Genomic DNA, 17,959 nt, shown 5'->3' on the forward strand with positions numbered 1-17,959 from the left:
TCAGCTCGCCTGCGACAGCTCCCCGCTCGTTTCGCGGGTCCGCGCCCAGCGCGCCAGCCGCGGCGCGGCGGCGACGTAGAAGTCCGGGTCCAGGCCCATGCCGGTGTGCGTACTGCGGACCTCGACGCACTCGGCGTAGGGGTCCTGGCACAGCTGCCACGGCGCGATCGTGTCCGCGCGCGAGTACACCGCCAGCGCGGGCACCTCCGGCGGCAGGGGAGCGGCCAGCGACTTGATGTTCTCGTCGTAGCACGGCCCGGTGAAGCAGTCCGGGTCCATCAGGCCGGGAACGCCCAAAGTGGACAGCCGGGCGAGGAGGCGGGCCACGCGAACCACCTTGGGGTGCGCGCCGAGCGGGTCGAGCACCGGGCTGCCCAGCATCACCAGCCCGCACACCAGGTCCGGCCGGCGGATCGCGGCCAGCCGCGCCAGCCAGCCGCCGCGGCTCTGCCCGATGAGGACGACGCGGCCGCCGGTGTCCTCGGCGTGCCGCTCCAGCCGCGCCTCGATGCGGTCGACCAGTTCGGTGGTGCACCCGACGTTGAGGCCGATCCGTGACCCGGAAGGCCGGTAGCCGCGCGCTTTCAGCCACGCGCTGGCCAGGGTCAGGCTCCGGTCGCCGAAACCGAAACCGGGCACCAGCACCACACCCAGCCCGGCGCCCTCCTCCGGGTCCTCCGGCCGCCAGATCGGATGCCGCAGTAGTCGCGGGATGTCCAGCAGCGCCAGCAACAGGTGCTCGCGGGTCGCCGTGCGGATCGTTTCGCCCGCTTCGCGCGCGGGCTGGAGCAGCGTCAACATGTGCGGCCTCCTCGCAGCTGAAGAGACCCTTGATCTACCCCGAAATCACGCGGTTGACACCTGGAGCCGTTCCCCACCGTCGAAACCGGACGCGAAGTCAGTCCCGTTTCCCGGCCCGCAGGTACCGAGCCGGGGTGGTGCCGGTCCAGCGGCGGAACGCGTAGATGAAACTCGACGCCTCGGCGTATCCCAGCCGCAGCGCCACATCCTCCACCGACAGCGCCCCGGTCGCGAGCATCTCCTCGGCCAGCGCCTGCCGCACCTCGTCGAGCAGGCCGCGGAAACTGGTGCCCGCGTCCTCCAGCCGCCGCCGCAGCGTCCGGGTGCTGACGTTCAGCTCCCGTGCCACGTCCTCCATCGCGAGCGTGCCACCGACGCGGATCAGCTTGTCCCGCACCTGCTGCGCGATACCGGAGCGGGCCCGGCGGCGGCTGACCAGCTCACGGCACTGCGCCTCGCACAGCGCGACGGTGTGCTCACTGGCCTGCGGCAGCGGTCGTTCCAGCGACGCGGCGTCGATGGCGACGTGGTGCGCGGGCGCGCCGAACGCCGGCCGGAACCCGAACACCTCCTCGTACCGGGCCGGATTCGGCGGTTCCGGGAAGCGGAACCGCAGGCGCCGGACGTTCAGACCACCGGGCAACAGGTCGTGCAGCACCGTGTGGATGGCGCTGATGTCGCGCTCCAGCAGGAACCGGCGCACGTCGTGCGGCAGGCCGTCGTCCCGCAGCTCGAACCGCAGCTCGTCGTCGGCCAGTTCGACCACCGGGAGGCAGAAGATGAAGCTGAGGTCGAGGTAGCGCAGGGCGAAGGTGATCGCGTCGCGCAGGGTCGGGCTGCTGATGCAGGCGAACCCGAACACGCCGAACGTGGCGACCCGGTAGCGCACCCCCGCGTCCAGGCCGAGGCCCGGCGGGTCGCCGAGCTCCCGGACGAGGTTGCGCGCGACCGCCAGCTCCTGGTGCGCGTCGACCTGCGCCGCCGGGTCGTCCAGGCGCGACGGCGGCAGCCCGGTGCCGCGCAGCAGGGCGTCCCGGGGCACCCCGCGCTCGGCCCCGAACCGCACGAGCAGCGCGACACTGGCGACGCCGCGCGGGAAGTCCCAGTCACGGACGGCGACCGGCAGGAGCTGAGCCATGGCCGGAAGTATGGATTCTGCCGGTCGGCGGCGCGCGGGCGGGGTGGCCGAAAATCTCGGTTTCCTGGCCGGTGGTCTCTGTGGGGAAGTGACCCGGAGCACCTACTGTGGAGTAGCCCCACTCACCGCCGAGGAGCAGCATGGCACGCAGCACCGCCCCCCGACCGCCGTCCGTCGTGATCATCGGCGCCGGTTTCGGTGGCCTGGCCATCGCGACCGAACTGGTCCGCGCCGGTTTCGCGAACTTCACGATCCTGGAGAGAGCGGACGAGATCGGCGGGGTGTGGCGGGAGAACACCTACCCCGGCGCCGGTTGCGACATCCCGTCGCCGCTGTACTCGTTCTCCCACCGGCCCAACCCCGACTGGCCGATGCGGTTCTCCCTGCAGGCCGACATCAAGACCTACCTCGAGGAGGTCGCCCGCGAGTACGGGGTGACCGGCCGGATCCGCTTCGGCACCGGTGCGGCCTCCGCCGAGTTCGACGAGCGCAGCGGCCGGTGGCGCGTGCGCACCGAGGCCGGCGAGGTGATCGAGGCCGACGTCCTGGTGCCCGCGGTGGGGCAGCTGTCCCAGCCGGCGCTGCCGGACATCGCCGGCCGCGAGTCCTTTCGCGGACCCGCTTTCCACTCCGCGGCGTGGGACCACGACGCCGATCTGGCCGGCAAGCGGATCGCGGTGATCGGCACCGGCGCCAGCGCCATCCAGTTCGTGCCCAAGCTGCAGCGGATCGCCGGGCACGTCACGGTGTTCCAGCGCTCGGCGCCGTGGATCGTGCCGAAGAACGACGTGGCTTACAAACGGTGGCACCGCGCGCTGTTCCGCCGCCTGCCGGTCACCCAGAAGATCGAGCGGTTCCGCATCTGGCTGATCTGCGAGTTCCTCTCGCTCGGGCTCGTCGACCTCCCGCCCGTGCGCCGGTACCTGGAACGGCTGGCGAGCAGGCACCTGGAGAGCCAGGTGCCGGATCCGGAGCTGCGCGCCAAGCTCACCCCGGACTACGAGCCCGGGTGCAAGCGCGCGTTGTTCTCCAACGACTACTACCCGGCCCTGACCCAGCCGAACGTCTCGGTGGAGACCGAGAAGATCGTGGAGATCGTGCCCGAGGGCGTGCGCACCGCCGACGGCGTGCTGCACGAGGCGGACGTCCTGGTCTACGGCACCGGGTTCCGCGCCACCGACTTCCTGGTGCCGATGACGGTGCGCGGCCGCGGCGGAGCCGAGCTGGCGGAGACCTGGCGCGACGGCGCGTGGGCCTACCTCGGCATGACGGTGCCGGGGTTTCCGAACCTGTTCCTGGTCTACGGCCCGAACACCAACTTGGGCGGCAACTCGATCGTGTACATGCTCGAATCGCAGGCCCGCTACATCGTGCAGGCGGTGCGCGCGCTGGCGGGCAGGCCGGGGGTGGCGCTCGACGTCAAGCCCGAGGTCGCCGCGCGCTTCGACACCGTGCTGCAGCGCAAGCTCGGCCGCTCGGTGTGGACCCGCTGTTCCAGCTGGTACCGGAACGAGGCGGGCCGCATCGTGAACAACTGGCCCGGCACGGTCACCCAGTACCGGCTGAAGACCCGGGCCCTGGATCTGCACGACTACCGCGCGGTCACGGCGGGAGGGGACGGCGCATGAGCGGCGAGCTGGACTACGACGTGGTGGTCATCGGCTCGGGTTTCGGGGGCAGTGTGAGCGCGCTGCGCCTGACGGAGAAGGGCTACCGGGTGGGGGTGCTCGAGGCGGGCCGCCGGTTCGCCGACGACGAGTTCGCCAAGACCTCGTGGCGCCTGCGGAAGTACCTGTGGGCGCCGATGCTGGGCTGCTTCGGCATCCAGCGGCTGACGTTGCTGCGTGACACGTTCGTCCTGAGCGGCAGCGGGGTCGGCGGCGGGTCGCTGGTCTACGCCAACACGCTGTACGAGCCGCCGCGGGCGTTCTACGAGGACAAGCAGTGGGCGCACATCACCGACTGGCGTGCCGAACTGGCGCCCTACTACGACCAGGCCAAACGGATGCTCGGGGTCACCGAGTACCCGGGCACCACGCGTGCCGACCGGGTGCTGCGTGAGGTGGCCGAGGACATGGGCATCGCGCACACGGTCCGGCCGACGCCGGTCGGGGTGCTGTTCGCGACCGGCGACCAGAGGCCGGGGCAGGAGGTGCCGGACCCGTTCTTCGGCGGCGCCGGCCCGGCGCGCCGCACCTGCACGCACTGCGGGTCGTGCATGACCGGGTGCCGGCATGGCGCGAAGAACACGCTGGTCAAGAACTACCTGCACCTGGCGGAGCGGGCGGGTGCGCGGGTGCACCCGCTGACGACGGTGGTGGACGTGCGCCCGCGGCCCGGTGGCGGGTACGTGGTGGCGACGGTCCGTACCGGTTCGCGCGGGCGGCGCCGGACGTTCACCTGCGAGCAGGTCGTGTTCGCCGCGTCGGCGCTGGGCACGCAGCGGCTGCTGCACCGGCTGCGCGACCGTGGTTCGCTGCCGAAGGTGTCGCGGCGGCTGGGGTACCTGTCGCGCACGAACTCGGAGGCGATCCTGGCGGTGCGCTCGCGGGACAGGAGGGCCGACTACACCGACGGGGTGGCGATCACGTCGTCGATGCACCCGGACGAGGTCACGCACGTCGAGCCGGTCCGGTATGGCAAGGGCAGCAACCTGATGAGCCTGCTGGCGACTGTGCTGGTGGACGGCGGGGACGGGCACCGGCGGTGGGTGCTGGGGTTGCGGGAGCTCGTCCGGCACTGGCGGGAGCTGCCGCGCCTGCTGAACCCGCGGCGGTGGTCGGAGCAGATGGTCGGGCTGCTGGTGATGCAGGGCCTGGACAATTCGGTCACCACCTACACGCGGCGGGGCGTGTTCGGCCGCCGGATGACGACGCGCCAGGGCGACGGCGCGCCGAACCCGACGTGGATCCCGGCCGGGCACGAGGTCGCGCGCCGGGTGGCGGCCAAGATCGACGGCGTGCCACAGGGCGCCTGGACCGACTTCGCGAACATCCCGCTGACCGGGCACTTCATCGGCGGCTGCGCGATCGGCGACTCCCCTGAGACCGGGGTGGTGGACGCCTACCAGCGGCTGTACGGCCATCCCGGCCTGCACGTGGTGGACGGTTCGGCGATCTCGGCGAACCTGGGGGTGAACCCGTCGCTGACGATCACCGCCCAGGCCGAACGGGCGCTCGCGCTGTGGCCGAACAAGGGCGAGCCCGACCAGCGGCCGCCGCTGGGCGCGCCGTACGCCCGGGTGGCTCCGGTGGCGCCGAAGAACCCGGTGGTGCCCGAGGCCGCGCCGGGCGCGCTGCGGCTGCCGGTGACGCCGGTGTGAGCCGCGGCGGCCGGGGTGGCTCGGATCCTGCGGGTCACGCGGCTCTGGGCCTTGGTGCCGGCTGGCTCCTAGAGAACCGTGCCCTGCCGCCCGTCTCTGAGCTGTACTTGTTGTGTCATCCCGATTCGAGGTCCGCCTGATGTCCGATTACCCGCCCGAGCCGTGGCACCTGCGCGGCGACATGCACGTCTCCGCCTGGGTTGTCCCCGTCGGGGAGCTGCCCGAGCTGCCGCCCGGCGTGCGGCCGCTGACGGTGGCCGGGCGGGCGTTGGTGCTCGCCGCGTGGGTCGACTACCAGCCGCCCGGGGTGCTGTCCTACCGCGAGCTGATGGTGACGGTGGTGGTCCGGGGCGGGCTCACCGTGACGATCCCGCACATCTGGGTGGACAGCCCGGCCTCGCTCGCCGGAGGCCGCGCGCTGTGGCACATCCCGAAGGACCTGGCCGAGTTCACGCTCACCGAGGGGCGGGACAGCAGTGCGGAAGACCGCGCCGGAGGGGAGCGGGTGCCGGGCGGGGCGGCTCGCGCCGGTGGAGACTCGCCGGCTGGGCTGGAGTCCAGCCGGCAGGCCGGTGCTGGTGGCGACCAGCTGGCTGGGCGGGAGCCCGGCGAGAAGGCCCGCGCTGGTGGAGACCCGGTGATCGGGCCGGGCGGAGGCCAGGAGACCTGGCCGGGGTTCATCGCGGGAGCTGGTGCTGGTTGGGACTACCTGGCAGGGCGCGAGCCCGGCGGGAAGGCCCTCAGCGGTGGAAACCCGCTGGATCGGCCGAATCTCGGCGCGGAGGCGGGTGCCGGTGTGGAGTCGGTCGCCGGGACGGAGCCCGGCGGGGAGGCCCGAGCCGGTGTGGAACCGATAGCCGGGGCGGTGTTCAGCGCCGAGGCCCGCGCCGGTGGGGAACTGCTCGCCCGGGCGGAGTTTCGGCGGCGGCACGTGCTGCCCCTGCGGGTGCCGCTGGCCTTCTCCGTCCTGCAGCGGGGGCCCAAGCGCAGCCCGGTGCGGGTGGCGGCTCGGCTCGGGGTGGCTCGATCGGCGTGGCGGGTCGGCGCGGGTGGGCCGCTCGCGTTCCTGGCGGGGCGCCGTCCGCTGCTCAGCCTGGTCGCCCGGGACTTCCGGATGCGCTTCGGCGGTGGCCCGGACAGCGAATGACACGCCTGTAAGTCACCCTGGTGGTCTAATCTGCCACGCGAATCTGATCACCGACCGTCGCCACGACTCCACCGCATCGGGGGGTTTAACGGCGGCGCGGCCGATTCTCGCCCGACCTGATCACGTCCGGTGACGGCTTTTCGCTCGCGTTGTCGCAGCGCATGAACTTGCGGCTACTTCACGGCACTTCGGCACCGTCTCAAACGTCGTTCGTCCGGGTGAGCCCGGCGCGGGCCGCGCAATTGCCCTCCACCAGCACAAGCGGCTGCTAGCGTCTGCCGTGCTCGCGACCGGGGTCACCCGCAGCGAGCGGAACTGTACCCGAGCGATCGGATTGAAAGAGTGCTGAAGAAGACCGCAATTGTTGCCGCCGCCGCGGCTGGTTTCCTGATGATCGGCTCCCCGGCCTTCGCCACGCAGGGCTCGTGGGAGGAGGGCGGCGACACCGGCCAGCTGGGCCTGCTCAACGTCGACGACGTCGCCAACGACAACAACGTCGGTGTCTGCGACAACCAGGTCAACGTCCTGGGCGTCCAGGTGGCCGACGCGCTGAACGGCGTCGGCGCGACCGTGCCGATCCTGTCCGGTGTTTCGGGCGCCCACTCCGGCGAAGCCCCGGACACCTGCGTCGCCGAGGCCGACAACTGAGGTTGCCGCCGCGGGCACAATCCTGAACCGGCGCGGCCGGTCCGGGTACCACCCACGGGTGCGGACGGGAATCACTGGTACTGATTCCCGTCCGCACCCGCTTTTGTCCGGGTAGCGGAAAACACGAACACCCGCATTCGCATTCGAGTGCGGGTGTTTTTTCATGCCCCGGAACGGTGCCGGCGCACCGTGGCGGGCCCAGCCCGGCACCCAGTCGGGGCCCTCTCAGAGCGCTCCAGTAGCCGAATGACATGCCGGTAAGTCACACGGCCGGGCTAATTGCCCGATCTCTTCACCTCACGCAGAGTGCTCACGTTTCTACCTGATCGAGGGGTTTAGACGCTGTGCAACCTGGGGCACGCGGGCTTGATCACGCGCCGTGAATACTTTTGCGAGTGAAACAAGCGGATAATCGCAGCGCATCGCGCATGGGGGTGCGGAACACCGGTTCGGGGGGAGCGAAACGTCGTTCGTCCGGGTGATGGCGGCGCGCTCGTGCATTTGCTTTCGAGGTGCCGTGCCGACTGATAATGTCTGCCGTGCTCGCGACGGAAGTCTCGTCGCGGCGGAACTGTAGTCGAGTTGATGGGGAATAAAAAGGTGCTCAAGAAGTCCGCAATTGTTGCCGCTGCTGCGGCCGGTTTCATGATGATCGGTTCCCCGGCCTTCGCCACCCAGGGCGGAGGATGGGACGACGGCGGCGACACGGGTCAGCTGGGTCTGATCAACGTCGACGACGTTCTCAACGACAACAACGTCGGTGTCTGCGACAACAACGTCAACGTGCTCGGCGTCCAGGTCGCCGACGCCCTGAACGGCGTGGGCCTGACCGTGCCGATCCTGACCGGCGCCTCCGAGGCCGAGTCGGGTTCCGCTCCGGACACCTGCATCGCCGAGGCCGACAACTGACACCGGACCCCGACGGGGCCCCGGGTCGACCGACCCTGATCCGGCCGAGAAGTCCCGGTGCGGTCTGACTGCACTCCGGATGGCCCGGGACGGTTTTCTGGGTGAGAGCCGGCCGGTCACGGAAAAAACGGGTGCGGACGGGAATTACTGGTACTAATTCCCGTCCGCACCCGGTGTTCTTCGGGTAGAACAACGACGAGCACCCGTATTCGAGGCGAATGCGGGTGTTTCGTCGTGCCCGCGATTCTAGCTTCCGGCCGGTTGTGGCGCGACTCCGTCGGGCACGCCGGTACCCTCCGTTACCTCCGGCAGGTCCGCCGCCGCGGGCAGCTCGCGGGTGACCACGTACTTGCCGAGCTGACGGCCCAGTTCGATGTAGGCGCCGAACTTGCTGTCGTCGAAGAACTGGTCGCTCGTGCCGTCGCGGGGGAACTCCGGGTGGTGCGCGGCGTAGGACAGCAGCTCGTACGGCAGGTCCCGCCACAGCAGCGCCTTCGCCACGATCAGCAGGCCCACGCCGGCCTGCCCGCTCTCCGCTGGGTAGTGGATCGTCCCGGTGATCACCGGGCTCTCCGACAACCTGCTGTTCAGAGCGCTCAGCGGGTGCTCCGGTTCGAGCGGTTCGCCGCCGCCGGGCTCGGCCCGCCACGGGTCGTCCAGCGTCACCCGCACGCCGAGCTCCTGCGTGGCCAGGGCGAGCGCGGAGGCCAGCCCGCTCGCCGACGGCGGGGAGTCCGCCCCGGCGTCGATGCAGTAGATCGTCGTGCAGCGGCGGCGGAACAGCTCGACCAGCCCGAGGTTGTCGTAGTGCCCGCCGTCGGTCACGTGCAGCAGCCGGTCGGCGTGCGAGTGGATGCCCAGCACCTCGCGCAGCAGGTAAGGCAGCCGACGGGCGTGCGGCAGCGGCGGATAGGCCCAGGCGGCGCGGTCGGTGCGCGGCGGGCAGCGCAGCAGCACGTCCGGATTGGGCAGCCAGGTGCCCAGCCGCGCCCCGGAGAGCGCGAGCAGGATCTGGTACCAGCGCGAGGCGCGGCCCATCGACGACGCGAACGCCGCGCCGCTGATCGCGACCGCGCCCTGCACGGTGAGGTCCCGCTGGAACCGGCCCGGCACCGATTCCTGCAGGCGCGCGGTCTCGATCCACCCGACGTCCGGGCCGCCGACCCAGCCGCTGCTCATCGTGTAGGAGACGGCGTCGAGACCGGGGGAGGTGCGGCCCTCGCCGGTCAGGTTCGCCGCGGCCGCGAACACCACGCGTGGGAAACCCGCGGCGTGGCCGTAGGTGGCGAGCGAACTGCGTTCGGTGCTGGGGTAGGGCGCGGCGACGACCTGCCCGTCCGGACGGCGGATCCGGCGCACGGCGAAGGTGCAGGCCAGCCGTTCCCGGTAGAACGGGTGCAGGCTCAGCGACGTCTCGTCGATCAGCCCGCCGAGCACGACCAGCACGACGACCAGGCCCAGCGCGGCCCAGAGCAGGTCCGGCTCGCCGAGCGGCGTGATCACCGACGCGAACAGCAGCAGCCAGGCCAGGGCCAGGACCGTGATCGTGACGATCACCAGCAGCCGCTGGGTGAGGCTGGTCGGCAGCGCCGCGGTGACCGCGTCGAGCGAGTCGCGGGCCTTGGTCACGACCTTGCGGTTGCGCCACCCGATGGCCGCCAGGGTGGACACGTAGGTCAGCAGCAGCGCGGCGAACGGGCTGCCCAGGGCGACCGTGGGCGGGGTCAGGGTGAGCAGGCGGTCGGCCAGCCACGCCAGCGCGGGCAGGCCGAGCGTGAGCAGCGCGATGAGGGCCGCCAGCAACGCCAGCCGGCTGGACAGGCGCCGCGCGACCTGGCGCAGCAGCAGCCTGGCCGGCGGGATCCAGCGGGCCACCAGGGAGACCACCGCGGCGACCACCAGGGTCAGGCCGAGCGAAAGCAGCGCGCCGGGCCGGGGCGCCGGGTAGCCGCCGTCGGCGGGGAAGACGGTGAGCGGCACCTGCCGGTACAGCCAGCCGGTGACCACGCCCAGCACCACCGCCGGCGCGAACACGAGGAACAGCGACAGCAGCAGACCGCGGGCCAGCACGCCGAGGGCGGTGAGCAGCTCGGCCGGGGTGTTGGCCAGGTAGCTGACGTGCCGCCGGACGTGGTCCTCCTCGACGCTGCCCGGGCCGAACGCGGTCTCCGGGGTGGCGACCGGTTCGCCGGGCGGGGCCTGCTTCGGGTCGGCGGCCGTGGTGAGGGCCTGGACGAGGGCGCCCGCGGTGTAGCCGCCGCCGGACACCGACACCAGGTACTGGGCGCCGAGCAGCCGTTGCCGCAGCGGTTGCAGCGCGCCGAGCGCGACGCTGGCCGAGCGGATCCCACCGCCGGACAGGCAGAACCCGGTACCGCCGGTGGGTTCGCCCGGGGGCAGGCGGTAGCCGTTGCGCCAGCGGGTGCTCGCGGTGGCCTCGCCTTCGTCGCAGGCGCCGTCGGGGTCGTCGGGTTTCAGCGCGGCCGAGCACACGCCGGCGGGCACGTCGCGCTTCGCCGGCCGGACGCACCGGATCAGGGTGAGCGCGATGCCGTAGAGGGCGAGCAGGAGTGCCGGGAGCAGGCCGGCGAACTTGGTGACCGCGGCCGCGGTGGCGAACTCCAGCAGGACCGGGTCCGGGTTGCGGGTGGCGACCAGCAGGAGCACGTTCTCCAGCACGTCGGAGATGACGGCGACCAGCCCGGCGATGCGGGCGAAGCGGGCGACTTCGTGCGTTCTGGTGTGCGGCTGGGTGACCCACAGCGCGGCGGTGGTGCCGAGCAGGATGGCGAGCCCGTAACCGGCGATCAGGGCGAAGTCCCACCACAGGGTGGCCGCGGTGCCGGGCGGGAACGGCAGCGGCTGCGCTCGCCCGCCGAGCTCGCGCCCCACGATGCCGGCGTCCTCGGCGAAGGCCAGGTAGACCCCGGCCCCGGCAGCGGCGAGCACCAGGGCGGCGACGGCGGTCAGTCCCGCTCCGCCCCGCCCCGGGACCTCGCCCGCCCTGGGCAGCAGCTCACGCCAGCGCATCCTCGCCTCCCCAGCGGATCCGCAAGTACTGCGTGGAGTGTGGTGGCGGTGGCCCCCGGGTGTAAAGGCGGCGCGGATGAACAGCCCGGAACCGTTATCCGCGGACCGGCGGGCGCCGGGTCAGTGTTCGGCCAGGACTTCCCGCAGGGCGGGGTGGAGGTCGGTGTCGAGCACCGCCCCGAGGAAGACCGAAGCCACCCGCTGGCGCTTGTCCACGACGAGAGTCACGGGCACCGCCGACAGCGGGATACCGCGGAGGTTCAGCAGAATCCGCCCGGATTCGTCGAACAGCGACGGGTAGTTCACGTCGAAGGCACGCATGAAGTCGGCGGCCGCGTCCCGGTCGTCGCGCACGTTCACCCCCAGGACCGCGACGTCGGGATACGTCTCGGACAGCCGCTTCAGGGCGGGGGTTTCCGTCCGGCACGGCGGGCACCACGACCCCCACACGTTGAGCACCACCACTCGGCCGGAGTAGCTGTCGAGGGACAGTGCCGACTCCGGCTCAGTGACGCTCGGGCCGGTCAGGTTGGCGATGCGCTGCCGCTCGTCCGGTTGGTAGAAGATCCGGGTCTGCCCGCCGGGGGAGACGAAGTGGAACGTGCCGGCATTCGTCTCCGCGGAGCAACCGGACACAGCGATGGCCAACGATGCGGCCAGCAGCGCTCCCGCCGCCCGGAGCCGTCCCCAGTTCATGCCGTGAGGCTATTCGGACCCCGCGAGCCTGAAAACCGCTACCCGCCGGGGACACGGCTCGCGGGAACCGTTAACCGGCGGACAATACGGACATCGGCGCGCTAGCGTCAGGGGCGATGGACACCCACCTCGAACCCGCGCTGATCGGCCGCGCTCATCCGGTGAGCCTGCTGCGCGCCGAGCTCGGGCGGGCCGTGGACAGCCACGGCGGGCTGGTGCTCGTCACCGGCGAGCCCGGGATCGGCAAGACCACCCTGGTCACCGGTGCGGCGGACGAGGCGCGCCGCCTCGGGGCGCTCGTCCTCGGCGGCGCCTGCTGGGACTCCGGCAGCGCGCCCGGCTACTGGCCGTGGGTCCAGGTGCTGCGCGGGCTGCGCCGCGCCGCGACCGCCGACGAGTGGGCCGCCATCGAGCGGGACGCCGGCGGCGGGCTGGCCGTGCTGCTCGGCGAGGCGGACCCGCGGGAGACGCCGGACGGGTTCCGCCTCTACGACGCCGTCACCAGCGCCCTGGTCACCGCCTCGCACAGCCGCCCGGTCGTGGTCGCCCTCGACGATCTGCACTGGGCCGACACCGCGTCCCTCAAGCTGCTCGAGTTCGCCGCCGGCCACACCTGGTTCGAGCGGCTGCTGCTGCTCGGCACCTACCGCGACGCCGAGGTCGAGGTCGCCGACCACCCGCTGCGCCCGCTGCTGTCCTCCCTGGTCGCCAAGGCCCGCACGATCACGCTCACCGGCCTGGAACCGGACGAGGTCGGCCGGCTGATCGCGCGGACCGTGGGCGAGACCCCGGGCGAGGACGTCGTCGCCGAGGTCCACCGCCGCACCGGCGGCAACCCGTTCTTCGTCGAGCAGGCCGCGCGCCTGTGGCACAGCGGCGGATCGGTCACCGCGATCGCGCCGGGCGTGCGGGACGCGGTGCGCCGCCGCCTGTCGCTGCTGCCGGACCCCGTCGTCGGCCTGCTGACCACCGCCGCGGTGCTCGGCCAGCAGTTCCACCGCCAGGTGCTGGCCGCGGTGGCCGCGATCCCCGCCGCGCCCGCCGACCGGCTTCTCGACCAGGCCGTCGCCGCGCGGCTGGTCACCGTGCGCGGCGGCGGCCGGTTCGCCTTCGCCCACGACCTGGTGCGCGAGACGCTCTACGACGCGCTCGGCGAGGACGAGGCCCGCGAACGCCACGCCGCGGTGGTCACCGCGCTGGCGGGCAACCCGGCGCTGGAAGAGCGGATCCTCCCGGCCGAGGCCGCCCGGCACGCCTACCTCGCCGTCCCGCTGGTGCCGCCGTCGCGGGCGGTCGGCCTGCTCGTCGCCGCCGGGCGGGCCGCCTCCGGCCGGATGGCGTTCGAGGAGGCCATCGGGCACTTCCGCCGCGCGGCCGAGATCGCCGACGAGCCGCGGCGGCGCGTGCTCGTGCTGCTGGAGCTGGGCGGCGAGCTGCACCACTCCGACGAGACCGCCGAGGGCTGGGCGGTGTTCGAGGAGGCGACCGCCCAGGCCAGGGCGCTGGGTGAGGCGGAGCTGCTGGCCCGCGTCGCCCTGACCGCCTACCGCTGGGGCGACGACGCCGAGCGCGCCGACCTGAAAGCCGGGCTGATCGCCGAGGCGCACCACGCGCTGATCGGGCCGGGCGAGGCCGAGCGCCCGCTGGAGGACCGGGCGCGCGAGGTGATCGTCCAGCTGGGCATGCTGGCCCGCGAGGACGGCGACGACGAGGCGCTCGGCTTCAGCCTGTCCACCCTGCACGACTCGATCTGGGGCCTGGGCACCGCCGCGGAGCGCGAGGCGCTGATGGCGGAGCTGGCCGAGGTCGCCCACCGCAGTGGGGACACCGAGACCGAGCAGTACGCCACCTCGCTGCGCTGGGTCGCGCTGCTGGAGATGGGCGACCCGCGCTACTTCGACCAGATGCGGGCCTTCGTCGCGCTCGCCGAGCAGGGCGACTCGCGCCGGATGCAGTTCGGCGCGCAGATCGACCAGAGCATCCTGGCCGGGTTCCAGGGCCGGTTCGCCGACGCCGAGGCCCTGTTCGACGGCGTCGTGACGACGCAGGAACAGGTGCACCACAGCCACTTCCTGCCGATGCTCCGGCAGCACCGCTGGTCCTTGCTGCTGCAGCAGGGCCGGTTCGACGAGCTGGCGGAGTTCCACGCCGCGCTCGGCCCCGGCGACCACCCGTACCCGGGCCTGCTGGAGGCCACCACCGCGGCGCAGCGCGGGGACGCGGCCGCCGCGGCCGAGTACCTGGCCGGCCTGGGGGAGCGGCCGCCGTTCCCGCGCTCGTACCTGCCGATGTTCCTGCGGCTGCAGGCGCAGACCGCGGCCGCGACCGGAGACTCCCGGATGGCGCAGCGGGCCCGGGAGGCGTTGCTGCCCTACGACGGGCAGTGGCTGGTGTCGGTGTTCGGGTTCGAGATCAGCGGGCCGGTCACGCTGTGGCTGGGCAGGCTGGCCGCTGCCGAACAGCGGTGGGACGAGGCGCTGGAGCGCTACCACGCGGCCGAGCGGTCCGCCGAGGCGATGCGGGCCCGGCCGTGGGTGGTCGAAGCCCGTCTCGCGCGGGCCGCCGCGTTGCTGGACCGAGCCGCGCCGGGCGACGACGCCGAGGCCGCCGCCCTGCTGGACGCGATCGCCGCGGAGGCAGCCGAGCTGGGCCTACGGCACGTGCCCGAACGGGTGCGCCGCCTGCGCGCCCGCGGCGACCGGCCCGCCGCGACCGGCGAGTTCCGCTTCACCGACACGACGTGGACCCTCGCGCTGGCGGGTCGCACGCTGCACCTGCCGGACGCGAAAGGACTGCGGGACCTGCACTTCCTGCTCAGCCACCCGGGCACCGACGTGCCGGCGGTGCGGCTGCTCGACCCGGCCGGCGGCGAGGTGGTGGTGGCCGCGCGCCGACTGGGCGGGGACGAGGTCCTCGACGACACCGCCAAGGCGGCCTACCGGCGGCGTCTGGCCGTCCTGGACGACGAGATCGACGCGGCGGCCGCCCGCGGCGACGACGACGAGGCCGCCCGGCTCGACACCGAGCGGGCGGCTCTGCTGGCGGAACTGCGGGCCGCCGCCGGTCTCGGCGGGCGCACCCGGCGCCTTGGGGACGAGGCCGAGCGCGCCCGCAAGACCGTGACCGCCCGGATCCGCGACACGCTGCGCCGGCTGGACGGTCGCCACCCCCAGCTCGCCGAGCATCTGCGGGCGACCGTCTCCACCGGCGCGAGCTGCCGCTACGACCCGGGCGAGCCCGGCATCACCTGGCGGCTGTAGACCGGCTCACTTGCGGTTGTAGCGCCGCATCGTGAGCGTGCCGAACACCGCGAGCAGCGCGCCGCTGACGATGAACGTCCAGGTGATGGCGCTGCCGTCCGGGGCGCCCGCCATCAGGCTGCGGACCGCGTCGGACAGGATCGTCACCGGGTTGACGTCGACGAACGCCTGCAGCCAGCCGGGCATGGTGGCCGGGTCGACGAACACGCTGGACAGGAACGTCAGCGGGAACAGCACCATCATGCTCACGCTCATCACCGACTTCTCGGTGCGCAGCATCAGCCCGAACATCGTCCAGATCCAGGAGAACGCGAACGAGAACACGATCAGCAGCCCCACCCCGGCGAGCACGCCGCCGACGCCGCCGGCCGGGCGGAACCCCAGGACCAGCCCGACGGCGAGGATGACCGCCGAGGCCATGCTGTAGCGGGCCATGTCCCCGAGCAGCGCGCCCACCAGCGCCGCGGGCCGCCAGATCGGCAGCGTCCGGAACCGGTCGAACACGCCCTTCTCGATGTCGATGTTCACGCCCAGCCCGGTGTACATCGTGATCATCACGACGCTCATCACCAGGATCCCGGGCAGCAGGAACTGCAGGTACTGGGTGGTCGACCCGGCCAGCGCGCCACCGAACAGGTAGGTGAACATCAGCGTCATCATGATCGGGAAGGCGGTGACGTCGAACAGCTGCTCGGGCACGTGCTTGATCTTGAGCATCGCCCGCCAGCCGAACGTCAGCGACGCCGACAACGCGCTGGGCCGTTGCGGTTGCTCGCCCGCGTCGAGCACGGCGTGCAGGCTCTCGGCGGCCGGGGTGTAGGCCGGGGTCGTGTCGGTCGTGGTGGCGGTCATGCCGCTGCCTCCTGTTCCGCGGGGTGGTCGGTCAGCGCCAGGAACACCTCGTCGAGGCTGGGCTGGCCGAGGGAGAAGTCGTCGACGGTGATGCCGGCCTGCGTCAGATCGGACAGCGCGCGGGCGGCGTGCTCGGCCGCGCCCAGATCCGACTCGCCGCCGCCGATCCGCGCGGTCAGCGACACCGGGTCGCCGCCCAGTTCCACAGTGGACCCCAGCGCGCGGGCCATGACCCGCTGGGCCTCGGCGCGCTGGGCGCCGTCGCGCAGGCGGACGTGGATCGAGCCCGCGCCCACGGAGGCCTTCAGCTCGCCGGGGGTGCCCTCGGCGATGACCTTGCCGTGGTCGATGACCGCGATGCGGTTGGCGAGGTGGTCGGCCTCGTCGAGGTACTGGGTGGTGAGCAGGACGGTGGTGCCCTGCGCGACGATGATCCGCACGATGTCCCACACCTGGTTGCGGCTGCGCGGGTCCAGGCCGGTGGTCGGCTCGTCCAGGAACAGCACGTCCGGGGTGCGCAGGATGCTCGCGGCGATGTCGATGCGCCGCCGCATGCCGCCGGAGTAGTTCTTCACCTGCTTGCCGCCGGCGTCGGTCAGCCCGAACGCCTCCAGCAGCTGGTCGGCGCGGCGGCGCGCGGCCGGTTTGCGGTGGCCGAGCAGGCGGCCCAGCAGCACCAGGTTCTCCACGCCGGTCAGGTCCTCGTCGATGGAGGCGTACTGGCCGGTGAGGCTCACCCGCTGCCGCACCGCGTCGGCTTCGCGCAGCACGTCGTGGCCGAACACGCGGGCCTGCCCGCCGTCCGGCCGCAGCAGGGTGGCCAGCATCCGCACCGCGGTGGTCTTGCCCGCGCCGTTGGGCCCGAGCACGCCGTACACGGTGCCGGCGGGCACGGCCAGATCGACGCCGTCCACGGCGCGGGTCTTGCCGAACACCTTGACCAGCCCGGACGTTTCGATCGCCAGGTCGCTCATGGTCCCTTCCTTCCTTGTCACGCCACGTAGGGGCGGGCCCGGCGGGCGGCGCGCAGCGCGTGGCCCCACCAGACGAGCTGGTCGAGCATCGGGCCGACCGCGTGGCGGACGGCCTCGTCACGCGGGCCGCCGTCGGGCCCGGTGTCGAAGAGGTTGAAGCTGACGGTGTTGCGCAGGGTCACGGTGTGCAGCTCGGTGAAGACCACGCGCAGCTGCTCGACCGCGTACAGCCCGGCGCAGCGGCACCCGTAGGACACGAACGCCACCGGTTTGGCGTGCCACTCGTCGTAGGCGTAGTCGATCGCCTGCTTCAGCGAGGCCGGGAAGCTGCGGTTGTACTCCGGGGTGATGACGACGAACGCGTCGGCGCGGTCGATCTCGGTGGTGAACGCCGTCATCGCCGGGGTCGCGCGGGCCGGGTAACGGGCGGGGAAGTCGAACTCCGCCAGGTCCACCACCGCCAGGTCGAGGTCGCCGCGCTCGCCGGCCTGGCGGGCGAACCACCGCCCGATCCGCTGACCGGCGCGGCCCTCCCGGGTGCTCCCGATCAGGGCCAGGACCCTCAGGACGTCCTCCATGGCGGCCTCCTCCCGTTCTCGACCGGGAGGCGCGAGATCGCCCGCTGGATCCGATCTAGCGGGCGGGGTCGCGGAACCGGAACCGGCCTCGCGGCTGCCAGGTCCCGTCGAAGACGGCGAGCCACGCCTCGGTGAGCCGGGCGGCCATCGGCAGCGCGGCGTCGACCGACCGCACCAGCGCGGCGGCCTCTCGCGGGCTCACGCCGATCGCGATGGTCAGGTGCGGGCCGACGTCGTCACCGAACCGGCCGTCGTAGGGCGGGACGCCGGGCCACTGCCGGCGCAGGGCCGCGATCAGCGCGATGAGCGGCTGCGGCGGCTCGGGCCGCAGGTACACGAACCCGCCGTGGTGGTGGCAGCGATCGAACCGGACCTGGAGTTCGGGTTGCGGCTCGAGCAGCCCGGTCAGCGTGGCGACGGCGGTCTCGTCCAGCTCGGCGGCCGGCAGGAACGGGTACAGCAGCGAGATGTGCGCGGGCAGGCCCCGGCGCGCGCCCGGCGACTGCTCGGCCGCGCGAGCCAGCAGCGGGTCGGCGGCCGGCACCGGGATCGCCAGCACGCTGCGTCCCCGCTCGGTCATGGACCGGTTCTACCGCGGATTGCG

14 protein-coding genes are annotated in these 17,959 nt (G+C 72.7%); 6 read left to right on the forward strand and 8 right to left on the reverse strand.

Features of this window, described 5'->3' with window-relative positions:
* Positions 1 to 801 carry an alpha/beta fold hydrolase gene (locus IE290_RS04665; protein WP_191243215.1) on the reverse strand — a complete coding sequence of 267 codons (801 nt, stop codon included), beginning with the start codon at positions 799 to 801 and terminating at the stop codon, positions 1 to 3.
* A 97-nt stretch (positions 802 to 898) separates the two neighbouring features.
* The gene (locus IE290_RS04670; RefSeq protein WP_191243216.1) at positions 899 to 1,939 is read right to left on the reverse strand and encodes an AraC family transcriptional regulator; all 1,041 of its coding nucleotides are present in this window, start codon (positions 1,937 to 1,939) and stop codon (positions 899 to 901) included.
* A 140-nt stretch (positions 1,940 to 2,079) separates the two neighbouring features.
* On the opposite strand from IE290_RS04670, the gene IE290_RS04675 reads away from it, so the two are divergent.
* The 5 genes from IE290_RS04675 to IE290_RS04700 all read left to right on the forward strand — a co-directional run bounded on the left by IE290_RS04675 (position 2,080) and on the right by IE290_RS04700 (position 7,965).
* A complete protein-coding gene (locus IE290_RS04675) occupies positions 2,080 to 3,567 on the forward strand; it encodes a flavin-containing monooxygenase (RefSeq protein ID WP_191243217.1) in 1,488 nt (495 codons plus the stop codon).
* On the forward strand, positions 3,564 to 5,261 hold the full coding sequence (locus tag IE290_RS04680; RefSeq protein ID WP_191243218.1) for an FAD-dependent oxidoreductase: 1,698 nt from the start codon (positions 3,564 to 3,566) through the stop codon (positions 5,259 to 5,261). The genes IE290_RS04675 and IE290_RS04680 overlap by 4 nt, the downstream gene beginning before the upstream one ends.
* 139 nt (positions 5,262 to 5,400) lie before the next feature.
* Positions 5,401 to 6,408, forward strand: a complete 1,008-nt coding sequence (locus tag IE290_RS38175) for an acetoacetate decarboxylase family protein (protein WP_268246309.1) — start codon at positions 5,401 to 5,403, stop codon at positions 6,406 to 6,408.
* Positions 6,409 to 6,750: 342 nt separating this feature from the next.
* Positions 6,751 to 7,056: a hypothetical protein gene (locus tag IE290_RS04695; RefSeq protein WP_191243219.1), complete on the forward strand. Its 306-nt coding sequence runs from the start codon at positions 6,751 to 6,753 to the stop codon at positions 7,054 to 7,056.
* A gap of 600 nt (positions 7,057 to 7,656) precedes the next feature.
* A complete protein-coding gene (locus tag IE290_RS04700) occupies positions 7,657 to 7,965 on the forward strand; it encodes a hypothetical protein (protein WP_191243962.1) in 309 nt (102 codons plus the stop codon).
* 246 nt (positions 7,966 to 8,211) lie between these two features.
* Here IE290_RS04700 and IE290_RS04705 read toward each other — a convergent pair whose 3' ends face one another.
* Positions 8,212 to 10,995: a hypothetical protein gene (locus IE290_RS04705; protein WP_191243220.1), complete on the reverse strand. Its 2,784-nt coding sequence runs from the start codon at positions 10,993 to 10,995 to the stop codon at positions 8,212 to 8,214.
* A gap of 120 nt (positions 10,996 to 11,115) precedes the next feature.
* Positions 11,116 to 11,691, reverse strand: coding sequence for a TlpA family protein disulfide reductase (locus IE290_RS04710; RefSeq protein ID WP_191243221.1), 576 nt, complete (start codon positions 11,689 to 11,691; stop codon positions 11,116 to 11,118).
* Positions 11,692 to 11,807: 116 nt separating this feature from the next.
* On the opposite strand from IE290_RS04710, the gene IE290_RS04715 reads away from it, so the two are divergent.
* Positions 11,808 to 14,951, forward strand: a complete 3,144-nt coding sequence (locus tag IE290_RS04715) for an ATP-binding protein (protein WP_191243222.1) — start codon at positions 11,808 to 11,810, stop codon at positions 14,949 to 14,951.
* Between the two features lie 6 nt (positions 14,952 to 14,957).
* Here IE290_RS04715 and IE290_RS04720 read toward each other — a convergent pair whose 3' ends face one another.
* From IE290_RS04720 to IE290_RS04735, 4 genes are read right to left on the reverse strand one after another with little or no spacing between them, the layout of a single operon-like run.
* Positions 14,958 to 15,803 (reverse strand): ABC transporter permease, encoded by an 846-nt coding sequence (locus IE290_RS04720; protein ID WP_191243223.1) that lies wholly within the window; start codon positions 15,801 to 15,803, stop codon positions 14,958 to 14,960.
* Positions 15,800 to 16,777: an ATP-binding cassette domain-containing protein gene (locus IE290_RS04725; RefSeq protein ID WP_191243224.1), complete on the reverse strand. Its 978-nt coding sequence runs from the start codon at positions 16,775 to 16,777 to the stop codon at positions 15,800 to 15,802. Before IE290_RS04725 ends, IE290_RS04720 begins: the two co-directional genes overlap by 4 nt.
* Before the next feature lie 17 nt (positions 16,778 to 16,794).
* The gene (locus IE290_RS04730; RefSeq protein ID WP_191243225.1) at positions 16,795 to 17,355 is read right to left on the reverse strand and encodes an NADPH-dependent FMN reductase; all 561 of its coding nucleotides are present in this window, start codon (positions 17,353 to 17,355) and stop codon (positions 16,795 to 16,797) included.
* Between the two features lie 55 nt (positions 17,356 to 17,410).
* Positions 17,411 to 17,935: a 2'-5' RNA ligase family protein gene (locus IE290_RS04735; RefSeq protein ID WP_191243226.1), complete on the reverse strand. Its 525-nt coding sequence runs from the start codon at positions 17,933 to 17,935 to the stop codon at positions 17,411 to 17,413.
* Positions 17,936 to 17,959: the final 24 nt, after the last annotated feature.

This window comes from Amycolatopsis deserti, assembly GCF_014653945.1.
Taxonomy (GTDB): Bacteria; Actinomycetota; Actinomycetes; order Mycobacteriales; family Pseudonocardiaceae; genus Amycolatopsis_E; species Amycolatopsis_E deserti.

What these genes read in the sequence shown, in the direction of transcription:
- IE290_RS04735 (WP_191243226.1), bottom strand. Translation starts at nt 17,935, where the DNA reads ATGACCGAGCGGGGACGCAGCGTGCTGGCGATCCCGGTGCCGGCCGCC.
- IE290_RS04715 (WP_191243222.1), top strand. Translation starts at nt 11,808, where the DNA reads ATGGACACCCACCTCGAACCCGCGCTGATCGGCCGCGCTCATCCGGTG.
- IE290_RS38175 (WP_268246309.1), top strand. Translation starts at nt 5,401, where the DNA reads ATGTCCGATTACCCGCCCGAGCCGTGGCACCTGCGCGGCGACATGCAC.
- IE290_RS04675 (WP_191243217.1), top strand. Translation starts at nt 2,080, where the DNA reads ATGGCACGCAGCACCGCCCCCCGACCGCCGTCCGTCGTGATCATCGGC.
- IE290_RS04665 (WP_191243215.1), bottom strand. Translation starts at nt 801, where the DNA reads ATGTTGACGCTGCTCCAGCCCGCGCGCGAAGCGGGCGAAACGATCCGC.
- IE290_RS04725 (WP_191243224.1), bottom strand. Translation starts at nt 16,777, where the DNA reads ATGAGCGACCTGGCGATCGAAACGTCCGGGCTGGTCAAGGTGTTCGGC.
- IE290_RS04670 (WP_191243216.1), bottom strand. Translation starts at nt 1,939, where the DNA reads ATGGCTCAGCTCCTGCCGGTCGCCGTCCGTGACTGGGACTTCCCGCGC.
- IE290_RS04730 (WP_191243225.1), bottom strand. Translation starts at nt 17,355, where the DNA reads ATGGAGGACGTCCTGAGGGTCCTGGCCCTGATCGGGAGCACCCGGGAG.
- IE290_RS04720 (WP_191243223.1), bottom strand. Translation starts at nt 15,803, where the DNA reads ATGACCGCCACCACGACCGACACGACCCCGGCCTACACCCCGGCCGCC.
- IE290_RS04680 (WP_191243218.1), top strand. Translation starts at nt 3,564, where the DNA reads ATGAGCGGCGAGCTGGACTACGACGTGGTGGTCATCGGCTCGGGTTTC.
- IE290_RS04705 (WP_191243220.1), bottom strand. Translation starts at nt 10,995, where the DNA reads ATGCGCTGGCGTGAGCTGCTGCCCAGGGCGGGCGAGGTCCCGGGGCGG.
- IE290_RS04710 (WP_191243221.1), bottom strand. Translation starts at nt 11,691, where the DNA reads ATGAACTGGGGACGGCTCCGGGCGGCGGGAGCGCTGCTGGCCGCATCG.